The sequence below is a fragment of the Mesorhizobium sp. WSM4311 genome (assembly GCF_002295115.1).
Taxonomy (GTDB): Bacteria; Pseudomonadota; Alphaproteobacteria; order Rhizobiales; family Rhizobiaceae; genus Mesorhizobium.
In genome coordinates this window covers 146,493-162,613 of the sequence record NZ_NSFV01000010.1, presented here as the reverse complement: position 1 = coordinate 162,613, position 16,121 = coordinate 146,493, and the positions used below count along the sequence as shown (strand labels likewise).

The window sequence follows — 16,121 nt, the reverse complement described above, 5'->3', positions numbered from 1 at the left end:
TTGAGAGTGGCGCCACTTCGTGTCGGGCTTGTGGGTCTTGGAGAGGTCGCGCAGTCGATCCATCTGCCCGTTCTGGCTGACCAGCGCGACCGCTGGGCAATCGCGGGCGTTTACGACGTTTCGCCAAGCCTGGTGACGCTCGTCACATCCGAATATGCCGCAAGAGCCTTCGACACGGCCGAGGCGCTGATCAATTCCCCTGACATCGACGTCGTCTTCGTGCTGTCGTCGGACGACACCCACAGCCGCTTCGTCCGCGCCGCCATGCAAGCCGACAAGCACATCCTGCTCGAGAAGCCCGCTTGTCTCACGGTGCGCGAGATCGACGAGCTGCTGGCGCTGATGCCGGCCTACAGGAAGACCCTGTTCGTCGGCTATATGCGCCGCTATGCGCCGGCCTATCTGGCGGCCCAGGACGAATTGCCTGATCATGCCGACATCACCCATGTCCGCATCTTCGACCTGATCTCGGAGGGCCGGCATTTCCTGAAGAAGAGCCAGAACATCCTCTACCCCAACGACATTGATCGTGCCCTGCTGGCGCGCGGCGCCAGGGAGCGTGACGCGCTGATCCGCGAGGTTGTCGGCACCGACGCGCCGGCCGACCTGGTGCGCGCCTATCGCGGGCTGACGGCGCTGTCCTCGCACCACATCTCGGCGATGCGCGGTCTCATCGGCGAGCCCAAGGGCGTGATTGCCGCGCACCGCACCAATGGCGGCGCCAACACGTCGGTCACCTTCGACTACGGCCATTTCGCCTGTCTCTATGATGCGGTCGTCGACGACCTCGGCCTGTTCGACGCCATGATCGAGGTGCGCTCCAACACCAGGCGCGTGCGCATCATCTACGACACGCCCTACATCCGCAGCCTGCCGACCAGGCTCGAGGTCACCGAAGCCGGCCCGCTCGGCCCGGTAACGAAAAGCTTCGGGCCGCTTTACGGCGATGCTTTCTCCAACGAGTTGGAGATTTTCCATCGGCATATCATCGAGGGCACCAAGCCGCTGACCGACCTCGCCGATTCCCGCCGCGACCTGGCGCTGATGGCCGCGATCATCGAGCGCATGAAGGAGAGCGGCGGAGACGCCTGAGCACTGTCGGCAAGGCAGGAAAACCACGTTCCGACAAAGATTGACTGCTGGCCCTTGCCGAAGGAAGCGGGCTCGCTCATCCATGGCATACAGATAACAGCCTGGGACCCGTGATGACCGATGCCAGCCTTCATCTCGTCGAAGCGACGATCCATCAACTGCGCCGCGCCCTCGATGACGGCACGGTCACCAGCGTCGAGCTGGTCGCGGCGTATCTCAGGCGGATCGCGCATTTCGACCGGCATGGCGTCAGCCTCAACGCCGTCCCCGTGCTCAATCCGTCCATGTTCGAAGAAGCAGCGGCTTCCGACCAGCGGCGGCGCAACAATACCTTGCTCGGCCCGCTCGACGGCATCCCCTACACCGCCAAGGACAGCTACAAGGTCAAAGGCCTGACGGTCGCCGCCGGCTCGCCGGCCTTCGAGCACCTGGTCGCCAATGAGGACGCCTTCACCATCGCCCGGCTGCGCGCCGGCGGCGCGGTGCTGATCGGCCTCACCAACATGCCACCGATGGCCAATGGCGGCATGCAGCGCGGCGTCTATGGCCGCGCCGAAAGCCCCTACAATGCCGATTACCTGACCGCCGCCTTCGCCTCGGGGTCGTCCAACGGGTCCGGCACCGCAACGGCCGCCAGCTTCTGCGCCTTCGGGCTCGGCGAGGAGACCTGGTCGTCCGGCCGGGCGCCGGCCACCAACAATGCGCTGGTCGCCTACACGCCGTCGCGCGGCGTCATTTCCGTGCGCGGCAACTGGCCATTGGTGCCGACCATGGATGTCGTGGTGCCGCACACGCGGACCATGCCTGACATGCTCGAACTGCTCGACGTGATCGTCGCCGACGACCCGCAGACGCGCGGCGATTTCTGGCGTGCGCAGCCTTGGGTCGCGCTGCCGAAAAGCTCTCAAGTGCGGCCGCAGCGCTGTGCCGATCTGGTGCTTGCGGGCTCACTGAAAGGCAAGCGGCTCGGCGTGCCGAAAATGTATATCGGCCGCGACAGCGAGGCCGATAAACCGATCGAAACCCGTGCCTCGGTGCTCGCCCTGTGGGGACAGGCGGCGGCCGACCTCGAACGGCTTGGCGCCGAAGTGGTCGAAGTCGATTTCCCCGTCGTCTCCAACTACGAGCGCGACCGTCCCGGCGCCCGCACCATGGTCGAGCGCGGGCTGGTGCCGCCGGATTTCGCCGACCGCGAAATCTGGGATCTCTGCATCTGGGGCTGGGACGATTTCCTGCGCGCCAACGCCGACCCGGCCCTGCACGATCTCGCTTCGGTCGATGGCCCGAAGATCTTCCCGCAGCCGCCCGGCACGCTGCCCGACCGCTATGAGGACGGCTTCGACCTGGCGGACTATGTCGAACGCGCCAAATCCGGCGTCACGCCCTTCAGGGACATCCCAACGCTTGAAGACGGCCTGAAAGGGCTGGAAGCGACACGGCGGATCGATTTCGAGGACTGGCTCGACGCGCAAGGCATCGACGCCGTGGTGCTGCCAGCCGCCGCCGATGTCGGCCCGGCCAACGCCGACATTAACGAGGCGTCGGCGGACCTTGCCTGGCGCAACGGCACCTGGGTCGCCAACGGCAATCTTGTCTGGCGCCATTTCGGCATCCCGACCGTCACCGTGCCGATGGGCACGATGGCCGACATCGGCATGCCGGTCGGCCTGACCTTCGCCGGCAAGGCCTATGACGATGAAAAACTGCTGCGCATGGCCGGCGATTTCGAGCGCGCCACCCAGCGCCGCACAAGCCCGCCACGCACGCCCGAGCTGACCGACGATGTGTTTTCAGGACGACCCAGCCGAGCCGGCAATGGCAAGGCGCCACCGCGACTTGCCATCGCGCTCGCCGCTGAGACGCGCAGTTCCGGAGATCAGGACGAGATCACAGTTACGCTCGACCTGCCTGTCGAGCCAACCGAAGCCAAAGACGCCGACGTCGAAGTCCATGTCAACGGAGAGCCGGTCGCGATGCAGCGGGCCGCGGCGCGCTTCAGCGGGCGTGCACTCGTGCCGGCCGCCGAGCATCAGCGCCTCCACAGCGTCTGGCGCGGCTCCTATGGCTCGATCGTGACAGTGGTGGTGCGGTTGGAGGATGGACGCAGCGCCGGCGCCTATGTGATCACGGGAGGAATTGAGTGAGGGCATGATGTGCCGTTCGGCACAAGCGGAAAGCAGTTCCATGGATTCTGGATTGACGCCGTTGGGCTATGATGCGCGGTTGGCGGCGATGAAGGCATCAATGGATCCATAGAAGGTCGGCAGGTCGGCCTTGATCCTCTCGTCGCTCCATTCCCACCAGCGTATAGCGAGCAAACTCGCGATCTGGTCATCGGTAAACCTGTTCCGGATGAACCTGGCAGGATTTCCCGCCACGACCGCGTAGGGCGCCACGTCCTTGGTGACGACCGAGCCGGCTCCGACAACGGCACCGTCTCCAATGGTTATTCCCGGCAGGATGATTGCGCGTCGACCAATCCATACGTCGTTGCCGATTTTTGTCGGCCCGTTGACCACCAGATCATCATATGCCGCGATCGAATTTGTCATGTGAACTTCGAATGGAAAAGTCGAGACAAAGTGCGTCGGATGATTGGCACGACAAAGGAATAGCGTCTCCTCCGCAATGGAGCAGAACGCTCCTATTTCAAGCGGTGAGGTCTCGTCACAGCCATAAATATTGCTGGGCTTTGTGTAGAAGAGCGTTCTTCGCCCGATCGATGCGTGCTGCGGTATGTTTTCCGGCTTTGGCGCTCGTCGAAGACCGAGCATGGTTCGAAGTCTTCTTGCAAATCCCATTTTTTCCAAGCCATGGTTGGTCTTGACCGGCCGTCACGGAAAGCTGGCCGAGCGACTCGCCACAAAGGCCAAGTCCCGCTGAATGACGTCTCGTTTGTCCTGCGACAAGCCGACAAGCAGCTTTTCATCGAGATAACCTGCGCGAATGAGCTGCGCAAACACGTAGAGAAGCTGGGAATAGCGGTAATCGAACGTCCGATCGATGTCCCGCCGCCGTTCGCGCAAATAGTCTTCCAGCTCCCACATCTCGGAGGGCTGCGTCACCGCACCGGCCTTGCTTTTGAATTCGGCCATCGTCTTTGCGAGGGCCGTCTCAAGAGCCGTATCGAAGGCATGGCGCGCGAGCTTCTTCTCGGATGTGGACCAGTTGAAATCACTCATTGGATATCTCCGTAGATGTCCCAGCGAATTCGGCCCAGATTTTCACGGGATTTCGCGTGCCGCTACCCCCGCGCCGCCCACAGCAGACCGCGCTCGACAATCAGCGCCATTTCCGGCACCGCGAACTCGTCCGCGGTGTGCCCAAGGGAACTGTAAAACACCTTCCCCGCGCCATACCTTCGCTTCCAGACCACCGGCATGACGACACCATCGATGCCCGGGAAATGCGCGTCGCTGAAAGTGGTCGTCGCCAGCACCTCGTTGCTGGGGTCTACATGCATGTAATACTGCTCCGACCGGTATGCGAAATCACCGACGCCTCTGGTGATCGGGTCGTCGGGCTGTGTGATCACCACCCGATAGTCGATGATGTTGCCGGGGTGCGCGACCCATTGGCCCCCGGTCATGAACTGGTAGTCGGGCTCGTTGCGGAAGCTGTCGCCCATCGTGCCGTGGAAACCGCCGAGGCCTGTTCCCTCGCGAACCGCGGCCGTCAGGTTCTGCAGCTCGGCCTTCTCGATCGTCGACATGGTGATGGCAGGCACGATGAGGTCGAAGGAAGGCAGTTCCGGATCGGCGAACATCGCCGTGCCCTGGCCCAGCGTGACATCGAACCCGTTGCGCTGAAGCAGCGCGCGGATGACGTTGGCGCTGCGTTCGGGCGTGTGGCCTTCCCAACCACCCCAGGCAATCAAAGCCTTCTTCGCCATGCCGTGAACCTCCTGAATCGCCAACCGCGATCGATGGTTACATGGCGCGGCCGTCAGCGCCAGCCCAGGGCCGGCGCGACATGGGTCAGGATCGCCTCGATGACGTGGGCGTTGTAGTCGACGCCGAGCTGGTTGGGCACGGTCAGCAGCAGCGTGTCGGCCTCGGCGATCGCCTCGTCCTGCGCCAGCTCCTTTATCAGCACGTCAGGCTCGGCGGCGTAGCTGCGGCCGAAGATCGCTCGCGTATTTTCCTCGATGAAACCGATCTGGTCGCGGCTCTCGTTGCCGCGGCCGAAATAGGCGCGGTCGCGGTCGTCGACCAGCGCGAAGATGCTGCGGCTGACCGAGACGCGTGGTTCACGCGCGTGTCCTGCCGCTTTCCACGCCTCGCGATAGATCCGGATCTGTTCGGCCTGCTGGATGTGGAAGGGCTTGCCGCTTTCGTCGAATTTGAGCGTCGAGCTCTGCAGATTCATGCCGAGCCTGGCCGCCCATTCCGAAGTGGCGTTGGTGGCCGCGCCCCACCAGATACGCTCGCGCAGACCTTCCGAATGCGGCTCGAGCCGAAGCAGGCCGGGCGGGTTGGGGAACATCGGCCGTGGATTGGGTTGCGCGAACCCCTCGCCGCGCAGCGTGTCGAGAAAGACCTCGGCGTGATGCCGCGCCATGTCGGCGTCGCTTTTGCCTTCCTGCGGCTGGTAGCCGAAATAGCGCCAGCCATCGATCACCTGCTCTGGCGAGCCACGGCTGATGCCAAGCTGCAGCCGCCCGCCGGCGATGATGTCGGCGGCACCGGCATCCTCGGCCATGTAGAACGGATTCTCATAGCGCATGTCGATGACCGCCGTGCCGATCTCGATGCGGCTGGTCTTGGCGCCCACCGCCGCCAGCAGCGGAAACGGCGAGGCAAGCTGGCGGGCGAAATGATGCACCCGGAAATAGGCGCCGTCAGCGCCGAGCTCCTCGGCCGCGACGGCGAGATCGATGGATTGCAGCAGCGCGTCGGAAGCCGAGCGCACCTGCGATTGCGACGAGGGCGTCCAGTGCCCGAATGACAGAAAACCGATTTTTTTCATGGCCCTGAAGTATATGCGAGCGGCGCGTGCTTCAATGCCAAAACAGCGGGGTTACACACCGTCACCTTGCGCCGTACTCTGGGCTTGAACGCCGTGGAGAATGGAATGCTGAAAGGGACGCGAATCGTCGAGATCGAGGCGCTCGGGCCGGCGCCTTTCGCCGGCATGTTGTTCGCCGATCTCGGCGCCGATGTCATCGTCGTCCACCGCAAGCAGGCGCCTGTGCCTGGCCTGCCCGAACGCTCGCTGCTCGATCGCGGCAAGCGCTCCATCGCGCTCGATCTCCGGGATGCCGGGGATGTCGCCGTGCTGATGCGCCTCATCGCCACCGCCGAGGGTCTGATCGAGGGATTTCGGCCCGGCGTCATGGAGCGCCTCGGCCTCGGCCCGGAGGCCTGCCTTGCGGCCAATCCAGGCCTGGTCTACGGCCGCATGACCGGCTGGGGCCAGGACGGCCCGTTCGCCCGCACCGCCGGGCATGATTTGAATTATACCGGCGTGTCCGGCGCGCTGTGGTACGCCTCCTTGCCGGGCGAGCCGCCGATGGCGCCGCCGACGCTCACCGGCGACATAGGCGGCGGCGCGCTTTACCTGGTGATCGGCATGCTGGCCGCCATCATGAGCGCGCGTGCCGGCGGCCAGGGCACGGTGGTCGACGCGGCCATCGTCGACGGCTCGGCCCACATGATGAACCTGCTGATGGTGCTCGGCCAGTCCGGCGGGCTCGTCGCCGAACGCGGCCAAAGCCTTCTCGACGGCCCGCACTGGTGCCGCGTCTATCGCACCGCCGACGACGGTTTCATCAGCGTCCAGTGCATCGAGCCGAAATTCTATGCGCTGTTTCTCGACCGGCTCGGCCTCGCCGCCGATCCGCAATTCGCCAAGCAATTCGACCGCGATCTCTGGCCGGAACTCGGCAGCCGGCTGGCGGCGATCTTTGCCGCAAAACCGCGCGACGAATGGACCGGCCTGTTCGAAGGTTCCGACGCCTGCGTCTCCCCCGTGCTCAATCCATGGGAGGCGGCACAGCATCCACACATGGCCGCGCGTGGTTCCTGGCTGGCGGTGGACGGCGTCCTGCAGGCAGCCGCCGCTCCGCGCTTTTCCGGGTGGGCGCAAAAGACGCCGACGAAAGGTCCCGCGCGCGACGAACACGGTACCGAGATTCGCGCGGAACTGGCGGGTCCCGCTGCAAACCGTTGAAATCAGCCAGTTTCAGGCTGCTGGAATTGCTATTGGCTGCCGGGCCTGACACTGGCTTGCGCTGACCGCCCAGCGGCCAGCTATTTCCCGCAATGATGATCGTTGATCTTGTTCAACGCGTTCGCATCCGGCCCGACCCGGTGGTAGGAACAGGCGCCCGCCGCCGTCGTGAACAGCTGCTGGTCGTAGTAGCGCGGACCGCCGAACAGGAAGCCGATGAGATCGTCATCGGCGGGAACGTAGCGTTCCGGCTCGGCCTGGTGGTGGCGATGCCTGGACCCGGCGAATGCCGACATTGACATGCCACATGCCATCGCCACGGCAAGAGCGCAGATCGCAACCCGTTTCGTCGTCATCGCCAACACCCTCCTGGCCATTCGTATTTCCTATATAGGCAAAAATCACCAGCCGAACAAAGGTTCCCCCGGCAGGTTCGCCTGCCCCGCGATTTGCCTGCGCCGGACCGAACTGCACAGCGCATCAGACCCGCACACGCGCCAGGGTGTGTCGAGATTCACCCGTCAGTCTGTCTGGATCCAGACAGACTTGGTCTCCAGATACTCATGCAGATGCTCGATGCCGCCCTCGCGTCCATAGCCGGACATCTTCATGCCGCCGAACGGCACCGCCGGGTCGATGGCGTGGTACATGTTGACCCAGACCGAGCCGGCCTTGATGCGGCGCGCCAGCTTGTGCGCGGTGCCGAGATGCGTGGTGAAGATGCCGGCGGCGAGCCCATAGGGCGTCGCATTGGCGCGCGCCACCGCTTCGTCGAGCGTGTCGAAGGGCATCGCCGAGATGACCGGTCCGAAAATCTCTTCACGCGCAATGGTCATCTTGTCCGACACTGCACCGAAGACGGTCGGCGCGATGAAGTTGCCGCCGTCATAAAGCGCGCCCGCCAGCCGCGAGCCGCCGGCGACCAGTTTCGCGCCCTCGTCGCTGCCGGCCTTGATATAGCCCTCCACCTTGCCGGCCTGCCTGGCATTGATCAGCGGCCCGATTTCGGTTTCCGCCTCGATGCCGTGGCCGATGCGCAGCCTGCCGGCGAATTCCGCGACGCGGCGCACGAACTCGTCGTGGATTTCGCGCGCCACGAACAGCCGCGAACCGGCGATGCAGATCTGCCCTGAATGCACGAACACCGCCATCGCCGCGACCGGAACGGCTTTGTCGATATCGGCGTCACGGCAGACGATGATCGGCGACTTGCCGCCGAGTTCCAGCGAAACCCGCTTGAGGTTGGCCACTCCCGCCCGCGCGATGGCTTGTCCGGTCAGCGTCGAGCCGGTGAAGACGATCTTGTTGACGTCGGGATGTTCGGCGAGCCGCGCCCCGGCCTCCGCCCCGGTGCCGGTGACGATGTTGACGACGCCGTCGGGCACGCCGGCTTCCTGCATCAGACGCGCGATCAGCAACGGCGTCAGCGACGCCTCCTCCGAGGGCTTCAGCACGATGGTGCAGCCGGTGGCCAGCGCCGGCGCGATCTTCCAGATCGAAGCGGCGGTCGGCGCGTTCCAGGGAATGATCGCGCCGACGACGCCGACCGGCTCGCGCCTCGTGAAGGAGACGATCTCGCCAGGGATCGAGTTGTCGATCGCCTCGCCATGCAACGCCGTCGCCATGCCGCCATAGAAGCGCAGCATGCCGATGACACGGCGCCGGTTGGCCAGCGTGCGGGTGATCGGCAGCCCCATGTCGAGCGTGTCGGAAACGCTGAGCTCTTCCCAATGCGTCTCGAACAGGTCGGCGATGCGCAACAGCACGCATTGTCGCTCATAGGGCGAGAATTTCGACCACGGCCCTTCGAAGGCCGCGCGTGCGGCGGCCACGGCCGCGTCGACATCGGCCGCCCCGCCGCGCGGCACCGTGGCCAGCACCTCGCCCGTCGCCGGGTTCAGCGCCTGCATCTCCTCGCCGGACCGCGCCGCGACCCACTTGCCGCCGACGAACATCGGCCGGAATTCGCCATGGTAGAGCGTCGTGGCCTTCGCTCTCGGGTCGAAGTTGAGCGTCATCTCTTCCTCCTCACGAACTCCGCCGCGACTATTACTCCCGGCGCGGTCGACCTCAACATGGAAAGGGGAGCTTGGGCTGCATGCCGGCGACGTTGAGCGAAAGAAGGATGGTTCAGTCGAAGAAGCCCGCATCCTCTTCGCTGAGATACTTCCTGGCCGCTTCGGCGTCGATGTCGAGCCCCAGGCCAGGCGCTTCCAGCAGGTCCACCATGCTGTCCTTGACGATCCGCGCCGGCAGGCCGATCACCAGATCCTCCCACCACGTGTCCGAGGCGCTGGGATATTCGAACGCGACGTAATTTGCCGGCAAGGTGGCGCAGACATTGATCAGCGCGCCGAGGCCGAGCAGGCCGTTCGCGGTGCCGTGCGGCGCCATCAGGATCGAGTGCATATAGGCGTGCTCGGCAACCCATTTGAGCTCGGCAATGCCGCCGATATCGGCCGGGTCCGGACCGATCACCCGCACCGCCTGCGTCTCGATCAGTTCCTTGAAATTGTGCCTGAGGTAGATCTGCTCGCCGGTATGGATCGGCGTCGATGTGGAGGTGGTCAGCTCGCGATAGGCCTGCGGATTGACCCATGGCACATAGTCGCCGGTCAGCATGTCCTCGAGCCACATCAGATTGTACTTCTCGACCGCGCGGGCGAACTTGATCGCATCGGGCAGCATCCAGCCCGGGCCGCAGTCGAGCGCCAGGCTGACCTTGTCGCCCAGCACCTCCTTCATCGCGATCACGCAGTCGAGCATGTGATTGAAGCCGCGCTCGCTGATCACGCCCTGATCCATGGCGCCGTGATAGCCGGCCTTCTTCTGCGTCACGCCGTAGTGGAAGCCCTCGATGCTGTCCTTCATGTTGGAATGGAACGAGATTCCCTGCTTGATCATGAAGAAATTCTGCGGCTGCTCCATCATCCATTTGGCGTCGGCGGCGTAATCCTCCGGCCGGTCGCCGGCGCGCTTGCGGCGGATCGAGCCGTTGTAGACGCGTACCTTGTCGCGCACCTTGCCGCCGAGCAGCTTGTAGACCGGCACGCCCGCCGCCTTGCCGGCGATGTCCCACAAGGCGTGCTCGATGGCGGAGACGGCGGCGCCATAGGGCTTGAACGAGCCGCGCTGGCGGATCTTCAGCATCACCCGCTCGACGTCGGTCGGATCCTCGCCGATCAGCGCCTCGCGGAAATGCAGCACGAAGGGCTTGAGATAGGTCTTTGTGAACTCGACTTCGCCCAGACCGTAGAGACCCTCGTCAGTGACGACGCGAACGATGGGATGCCGCCCGATGACGGCGCAGCGCAGGTCGGTGATCTTCATGGCGCAGTCCTAGTTCACAGACGAGAAAGCTGTCGGCGTGAGCAGCTGGCTGCTGATATTGGCAATGATCTGCCCGTCGCGCTCAGACTCGTCCCGGGCCCTGTGCCATGCCGGATCGGTGACGAAAGCCGACCATTTCGCCTCACGCTCGGCCAGCGATTCCCAGGCGAGGAAATAGGTGAGGCGATTGCTGTTTTCGCCGATCGCCGTGGTGAAAAACCCGGCTTGGCGGATGCCATGCCTCTCCCAGATGGCCAGCGTTTGGTCGGAAAAGCGCTTGAGCAAAGCCGGCAGCCTGCCCGGCAGGCAGTCATAGATACGCAGTTCGTAGATCATGGTTTCGTCCGTTTCTTTCTTCACCTCTCCCTTGGGCGAGGTCGACACGAATGGTCGGTGGTTGGCCCTGTGAGCCTGGCGGGAATGATGGCAGGGGGTCTGGGCTAACTCCAGGTCCGGTCCCAGCTATATTCATTGTTCCAATGCTCGGTGGATTGCCATATCCCCGTGACACCGGGCTGCAGATGCTGGCTGATCACCTCGTCGACCACATCGTCTATGCCCAGCCCCGGCTTGTCGGGCACGGTGATGAAGCCGTCCTTGACGAGCGGCTTGGGCAGGCCGATGACGATATCGTCCCACCAGTCGACATCGGCGGAATGGTATTCGAGCGCCATGAAGTTCTCGGTCGCGGTGGCGACATGCGCGGCGGCCATCGCGGCGATCGGGCTTTCGGCCATATGGATGGCCATGGCGACGCCGTGATCCTGCGCCATGTCGCCGATCTTCTTGGTCTCGAGAATGCCCCCGCTGGTAAGCAGGTCCGGGTGGATGACGGAAAGGCCGCCGCTCTTCAGCAGCGGCTCGAAGCCCTCCTTGAGATAGATGTCCTCGCCGGTGCAGATCGGCACCGTGGTGGCCCCCTGCAACTGCCGGTACTGCTCGGTGTGTTGCCAGGGGATCACATCCTCCAGCCAGGCTGGAACGTATTTCTCGATACGGCGCGACAGGCGTATGCCGTCCTGCAGCGAGATGTGGCCGACATGGTCGATGGCGAGCGGGATCTCGTATCCGATCACCTCGCGAACCTCGTGGATGTACTGCTCGAGCAGGTCGATCCCCTTTTCGGTGAAATGCAGGCCGGTGAACGGGTGCTGCACGTTCTGCGCGTCGTAGGCGAGATTGCGGGCCTTGCGCTCCTCGAGCGTGCCGCCACGGCCGCGCGGATTGGCATGAAATCCTTCGAGCGCGCCGGCGGGCGCGGACACGGCGCCCGGGACATGGGCGATCTGCATCAAGCCCAGGTCCATCTTGAGGAAGGTGAAACCGCGGTCCATGCGCTGCTTGAGGCGCTTTCCGGTTTCGGTGCCGCTCGGTTTCTCGGCATCGGTATCGCAATAGACGCGCACCTGATCGCGGAACTTGCCGCCGAGCATCTGGTAGATGGGGACGCCATAGGCCTTGCCTGCGAGATCCCACAACGCGATCTCGACCGCCGAGACGCCGCCGCCTTGCCGGCCGTGACCGCCGAACTGCTTGATGCGGCGAAACAGGCGATCGATGTCGCAAGGGTTCTCGCCAAGCAGCCGGCTCTTCAGCATCAGCGCGTAGGTGGCGCTGGCGCCGTCACGCACCTCGCCGAGCCCGACGATGCCCTGGTTGGTATAGATCTTGAGCAGCGCCGAGGTGAACGGCGCGCCGACGATTTCGGCCACCCGCATGTCGGTGATGCGAAGGTCGGATGGCTTGGAATTCGTGTTGACCCGATTGAGAGCCTCGCCGGCTCCACCCGTTTTTGGCATGATTTGTCCTCGTTCTGGTCGGGGGCTTGTCGCCCCAGGCGCGTGCCGAAGTTGAGCCTTGCTAGCTCAGCTCGATCTCATGGGCTTGCAGGTAGTCGCGGTTCATCTCGACACCGAGACCAGGCTTCGACGTCAGCTTGAGGCTGCCGTTCGAAACATCGAGCGGTCTGTCGATGAGGTGATCGTATTTGCCCAGGTTCCACTCCGACGTTTCGAGCTTGTAGAAGTTCGGAACGGTCATCATCACCTGCGCCCCCGCGACCACGTTGATCGGCCCCGCGGCATCGTGCGGCGAGACCGGGATGTAGTAGGCTTCGCACAGGGCGGAAATCTTCTTGAGTTCGGTAATGCCGCCGGTCCAGGTGACGTCAGGCATGATGTAGTCAGCGAGCTTGTTCTCGAGCACCGGCACGAAATCCCATTTCGTATGGCCGCGCTCGCCCCACGAGATTGGGGCGCTGACCTTGTCACGAACCTGTTTGAGCGCGTTGAGGCTTTCGGGCGGACAGGGCTCCTCGAACCAGTCGATCTGGCCGGCTTCCTCCAGGCTGCGGCAGAGGCGAATGGCGGTGGGGACGTCGAAGCGGCCATGCGCATCGATGAGGATGTCGACGTCGGGGCCTGCCGTTTCGCGGATCAGAGCCGTGAGTTCGGCTGCTTCGCGCTCGTCCTTGCGGGTCATGCTGCCATCGAGATAGCCGTCCCGCTGCTCGCGCGACAGCCCATCGGCGCCGCGGCCCTGATGCGGAAAAGGGTCGAACTTGAGCCCTGTGTGCCCGGATTCGACGATGTCGCTGATTTCGCGGACCACAGCCTCCTTGCTGGTGAATTTGGCCTGGTTGGGATGGGTGTAGAGCGCGATTTCCTCGCGCACCGGTCCACCCAGCAACTCGTAGATTGGCTTGCCGAGGACTTTGCCACGGATGTCCCAGAGCGCTATGTCGATGGCGCTCACGCATTCGACGGCGGCGCCGCGGCTGCCCATATAGGTGAAGCTGCGGAAAATCTTGTGCCACAGGTGCTCGATGCGCGCCGGATCCTCGCCGGTCACGGCGGCGCCGATCTGTCGCAGGATCGTGCAGAGCGCACGGTTGGCAAGCTTTGTCGTGGTGGTGATCTCTCCCCAGCCGCTCACCCCTTCGTCGGTCGTGACTTCGACGAACAGGTACTCTCCCCAATAAGAAGCATCGGATTTGATCAGCCACGGCCGAATGCTCGTGATTTTCATCTCTCAACTACCTTTATCTGGAAGACCCGAAGAGCGGTGTTCCGGGCCGATTGCTCTACCCTGCCCGCGCGGCGTTGCGCGCGCGCATGTGTTCGAGGACATGCCGCCCGGACCCCTCGACATGGCGCGCGATGAGTTCGGCTGCCTCGTCGGCATTTCCCGCCTTCACATGCGCGATGAGTTCGCGGTGCTCGCGAATGATCGCGGCACGCCGGGCGAGCGTGAAATTGAAACGCCGGCTCACGGCGCGCAGCACTTCGCGATGCTTCCACCAAAGCTCGGCGGCATGGCGGTTGTAGTGCCGCTGGTACATCACGGTGTGAAAGGCGGTGTCCAGCTCGCTGTGCCTGAACGTGTCGGCGAAGTTGTTCTCTTCGATCAGACCTTGAAGACGTTCGAGTTCGGCGATGTCCTCGTCGGTGGCCATGCTCACGAACCATCGCGTCAGGGCCGGCTCGATCAGCACACCGATCTCGTAGATATCGCGGACAAAATCCTGGTCTATGGGCCGCACGCGCGCCCCGCGATTGGGGAGAAAGGTGACAAAGCCTTCCCCACGCAGCAGTTGCAGGGCCTCGCGCACGGGATTGGTCGAGGTGCCGTGACGCCGGGCCAGATCGGTGACCACAAGCCGCTCGTTGGCGGCGAGCCGGCCCTCGATGATGTCCTCCCTGATCAGCTCATAAAGCGAGGCGCCCTCGCTCGAGGCCCCAAGAGGATCGATCCCCTCGGGTGGCTCTGCTTTGAATTCCCGCGTTTCGGCCAAGGCCGGTTCCCCTTCCATGAATACACGACTTTTTCGATATCACGCACGATTTCCATAAACAATGTACGATTTGTTGCGTTGACAGCCAATCTGCGATCTGAAAACGTGTAAAGCGCTCGAAGGGATACATTTGAGGAGATGTCCCCGCGGTCGACGAATAAAGCCGCTCGCCTCGATGCAGAGCGGCATGGGAGAGAAACCTGGAGGATACCTATGACGAGGTTCACACTCGGCGGTGCCGTCCTGCGCGGCACTGTCTCCACTGCATTAATCGCATCGTTGATGTCCGCACCGGCTCTGGCTGCTCCGCCGGTCGACTTGAGCAAGTGGTCGCCGGAATATGTGCGCTCCATTGCGGGCACGCAGGAATTTGACACGGCGGCCGATTGCGCCAAGGTCACCCCGCTCGACTACAAGGGGCGACTGACCTTCTGGTATCAGGGCGTGTTCGAGGGCGACCCCGATCTCTTGCGCCAGTACTACAAGGATTTCTTCGAGACCTTCCGCAAGACTTATCCGAACATCCAGCTCGAGGAACAGGCCCTCACCTACAACGATCTCCTGGACAAGTTCCGCACCGCGCTCCTTGGCAATGCGGCGCCGATGGCGGTCCGCCTGCAAATCCTGGGCGGCACCGAGTTCGCTTCAAAAGGCTATCTGCAGCCGCTCAAGCCCGAGGATGTAGGGTATTCGACGGATGATTTCTGGCCCGGCGCCATGAAAGCCGTGACCTGGGATGGCGTGACCTACGGCATTCCAACCAACAATGAAACGATGGCGTTCATCTGGAATGCCGATATCTTCAAGCGCGCGGGCCTCGATCCGGACAAGGCTCCGGCAACCTGGGACGACGTCGTCAAATATTCCAAGCAGATCCACGACAAGCTCGGCATTGCCGGTTACGGCCTCGTGGCGCGCAAGAATGCCGGCAATACCCCGTATCGCTTCATGCCTCAGTTGTGGGCCTATGGCGGCGGCGTCTTCGACGAAGCCAAGGCGAACCCGACCTATCAGCAGATCGAACTCGACAGCCCGCAGAGCAAGGCGGCGCTGCAAGCCTCTTACGACATGTACGTCCGCGACAAGTCGGTTCCGGTTTCGGCGCTCACCAACCAGCAGGCCGACAACCAGCCGCTGTTCCTCGCCGGCCAGCTCGGCATGATGATCTCGCACCCGTCCGACTACAACGTCATGCTCGACCTGCAGAAGAAGGCGACCGGCACCGACAAGGACAAGGCGCAGACCGTCATCGACAACATGCGCTACGGCCTTATCCCGACCGGCCCCGACGGCAAGCGCGCGGTCGTGTTCGGCGGCTCGAACATCCACATCCTGAAGCCCGAATATGTCGAGGGCGGCAAGGTGGACGAACCGGCCGCGAAGGCCATCATCTGCATGTGGACCAGCCCGGAATGGTCGCTGAAGATGGCCTATGCCGGCTCGAACCCGGGCAATCTCAACGGCTTCAAGACCAAATGGATGAAGGAGCGCCTGGACAAGATCAAGTTCCTCGATGTCACCACCTCGATGCTGCCATACGGCATCCCGTTCCCGGCGCTGCCGCAATCTCCCGAGATCATGAACATCATCATCCCAGACATGCTGCAGAATGCCCTGACCGGAGCGATGACCGTCGATCAGGCAGCGGACGACGCGGCCAAGAAGGTGAAAGACCTGATGGGCGGACTCTAGTCCGAGCCTGACCTGCGATCTTAGCCGGCTGCTCCGAGGGTCA

General features: G+C 63.5%; 14 protein-coding genes and 1 pseudogene. 4 read left to right on the top strand and 11 right to left on the bottom strand.

What is annotated here, in order from left to right; all coding sequences use genetic code 11:
- Nucleotides 1–6: 6 nt before the first annotated feature.
- Nucleotides 7–1,092, top strand: a complete 1,086-nt coding sequence (locus CK226_RS25040; protein ID WP_095793369.1) for a Gfo/Idh/MocA family oxidoreductase — start codon at nt 7–9, stop codon at nt 1,090–1,092.
- A gap of 113 nt (nt 1,093–1,205) precedes the next feature.
- The gene (locus CK226_RS25035; RefSeq protein WP_095793368.1) at nt 1,206–3,236 is read left to right on the top strand and encodes an amidase; all 2,031 of its coding nucleotides are present in this window, start codon (nt 1,206–1,208) and stop codon (nt 3,234–3,236) included.
- 66 nt (nt 3,237–3,302) lie between these two features.
- On the opposite strand, the pseudogene CK226_RS35645 reads toward CK226_RS25035, so the two are convergent.
- From CK226_RS35645 to CK226_RS25015, 4 genes and pseudogenes are all read right to left on the bottom strand, one after another.
- A pseudogene (locus CK226_RS35645) lies at nt 3,303–3,602 on the bottom strand (CatB-related O-acetyltransferase); the annotation flags it as partial.
- 324 nt (nt 3,603–3,926) lie between these two features.
- Nucleotides 3,927–4,274 carry a hypothetical protein gene (locus tag CK226_RS25025; RefSeq protein WP_095774970.1) on the bottom strand — a complete coding sequence of 116 codons (348 nt, stop codon included), beginning with the start codon at nt 4,272–4,274 and terminating at the stop codon, nt 3,927–3,929.
- A 62-nt stretch (nt 4,275–4,336) separates the two neighbouring features.
- Nucleotides 4,337–4,984, bottom strand: a complete 648-nt coding sequence (locus tag CK226_RS25020) for a ThuA domain-containing protein (protein ID WP_095793367.1) — start codon at nt 4,982–4,984, stop codon at nt 4,337–4,339.
- A 53-nt stretch (nt 4,985–5,037) separates the two neighbouring features.
- Nucleotides 5,038–6,060, bottom strand: a complete 1,023-nt coding sequence (locus tag CK226_RS25015; protein WP_095793366.1) for an LLM class flavin-dependent oxidoreductase — start codon at nt 6,058–6,060, stop codon at nt 5,038–5,040.
- Nucleotides 6,061–6,165: 105 nt separating this feature from the next.
- Between CK226_RS25015 and CK226_RS25010 the strand changes: the two genes are divergently transcribed.
- Complete coding sequence (locus tag CK226_RS25010) at nt 6,166–7,263, top strand: CaiB/BaiF CoA-transferase family protein (protein WP_095793365.1); 1,098 nt, start codon at nt 6,166–6,168, stop codon at nt 7,261–7,263.
- A gap of 80 nt (nt 7,264–7,343) precedes the next feature.
- Here CK226_RS25010 and CK226_RS25005 read toward each other — a convergent pair whose 3' ends face one another.
- From CK226_RS25005 to CK226_RS24975, 7 genes are all read right to left on the bottom strand, one after another.
- Nucleotides 7,344–7,619 (bottom strand): hypothetical protein, encoded by a 276-nt coding sequence (locus CK226_RS25005; protein ID WP_095793388.1) that lies wholly within the window; start codon nt 7,617–7,619, stop codon nt 7,344–7,346.
- 165 nt (nt 7,620–7,784) lie between these two features.
- The gene (locus CK226_RS25000) at nt 7,785–9,281 is read right to left on the bottom strand and encodes an aldehyde dehydrogenase family protein (protein WP_095793364.1); all 1,497 of its coding nucleotides are present in this window, start codon (nt 9,279–9,281) and stop codon (nt 7,785–7,787) included.
- A gap of 112 nt (nt 9,282–9,393) precedes the next feature.
- Nucleotides 9,394–10,593, bottom strand: a complete 1,200-nt coding sequence (locus tag CK226_RS24995; protein WP_095793363.1) for a mandelate racemase/muconate lactonizing enzyme family protein — start codon at nt 10,591–10,593, stop codon at nt 9,394–9,396.
- A gap of 9 nt (nt 10,594–10,602) precedes the next feature.
- Nucleotides 10,603–10,929 (bottom strand): NIPSNAP family protein, encoded by a 327-nt coding sequence (locus CK226_RS24990; RefSeq protein ID WP_095793387.1) that lies wholly within the window; start codon nt 10,927–10,929, stop codon nt 10,603–10,605.
- 104 nt (nt 10,930–11,033) lie between these two features.
- Entirely contained in the window at nt 11,034–12,392 is a 1,359-nt protein-coding gene (locus tag CK226_RS24985; protein WP_095793362.1) for a mandelate racemase/muconate lactonizing enzyme family protein, read from the bottom strand.
- 61 nt (nt 12,393–12,453) lie between these two features.
- A complete protein-coding gene (locus CK226_RS24980) occupies nt 12,454–13,620 on the bottom strand; it encodes a mandelate racemase/muconate lactonizing enzyme family protein (protein ID WP_095793361.1) in 1,167 nt (388 codons plus the stop codon).
- 55 nt (nt 13,621–13,675) lie between these two features.
- Nucleotides 13,676–14,386: a GntR family transcriptional regulator gene (locus CK226_RS24975; protein WP_095775052.1), complete on the bottom strand. Its 711-nt coding sequence runs from the start codon at nt 14,384–14,386 to the stop codon at nt 13,676–13,678.
- A 213-nt stretch (nt 14,387–14,599) separates the two neighbouring features.
- Between CK226_RS24975 and CK226_RS24970 the strand changes: the two genes are divergently transcribed.
- A complete protein-coding gene (locus CK226_RS24970) occupies nt 14,600–16,078 on the top strand; it encodes a sugar ABC transporter substrate-binding protein (RefSeq protein ID WP_095789864.1) in 1,479 nt (492 codons plus the stop codon).
- Nucleotides 16,079–16,121 lie beyond the last annotated feature (43 nt).

What these genes read in the sequence shown, in the direction of transcription:
- CK226_RS25025 (WP_095774970.1), bottom strand. Translation starts at nt 4,274, where the DNA reads ATGAGTGATTTCAACTGGTCCACATCCGAGAAGAAGCTCGCGCGCCAT.
- CK226_RS24980 (WP_095793361.1), bottom strand. Translation starts at nt 13,620, where the DNA reads ATGAAAATCACGAGCATTCGGCCGTGGCTGATCAAATCCGATGCTTCT.
- CK226_RS25010 (WP_095793365.1), top strand. Translation starts at nt 6,166, where the DNA reads ATGCTGAAAGGGACGCGAATCGTCGAGATCGAGGCGCTCGGGCCGGCG.
- CK226_RS24970 (WP_095789864.1), top strand. Translation starts at nt 14,600, where the DNA reads ATGACGAGGTTCACACTCGGCGGTGCCGTCCTGCGCGGCACTGTCTCC.
- CK226_RS25035 (WP_095793368.1), top strand. Translation starts at nt 1,206, where the DNA reads ATGACCGATGCCAGCCTTCATCTCGTCGAAGCGACGATCCATCAACTG.
- CK226_RS24995 (WP_095793363.1), bottom strand. Translation starts at nt 10,593, where the DNA reads ATGAAGATCACCGACCTGCGCTGCGCCGTCATCGGGCGGCATCCCATC.
- CK226_RS25005 (WP_095793388.1), bottom strand. Translation starts at nt 7,619, where the DNA reads ATGACGACGAAACGGGTTGCGATCTGCGCTCTTGCCGTGGCGATGGCA.
- CK226_RS25015 (WP_095793366.1), bottom strand. Translation starts at nt 6,060, where the DNA reads ATGAAAAAAATCGGTTTTCTGTCATTCGGGCACTGGACGCCCTCGTCG.
- CK226_RS25000 (WP_095793364.1), bottom strand. Translation starts at nt 9,281, where the DNA reads ATGACGCTCAACTTCGACCCGAGAGCGAAGGCCACGACGCTCTACCAT.
- CK226_RS24985 (WP_095793362.1), bottom strand. Translation starts at nt 12,392, where the DNA reads ATGCCAAAAACGGGTGGAGCCGGCGAGGCTCTCAATCGGGTCAACACG.
- CK226_RS25020 (WP_095793367.1), bottom strand. Translation starts at nt 4,984, where the DNA reads ATGGCGAAGAAGGCTTTGATTGCCTGGGGTGGTTGGGAAGGCCACACG.
- CK226_RS24990 (WP_095793387.1), bottom strand. Translation starts at nt 10,929, where the DNA reads ATGATCTACGAACTGCGTATCTATGACTGCCTGCCGGGCAGGCTGCCG.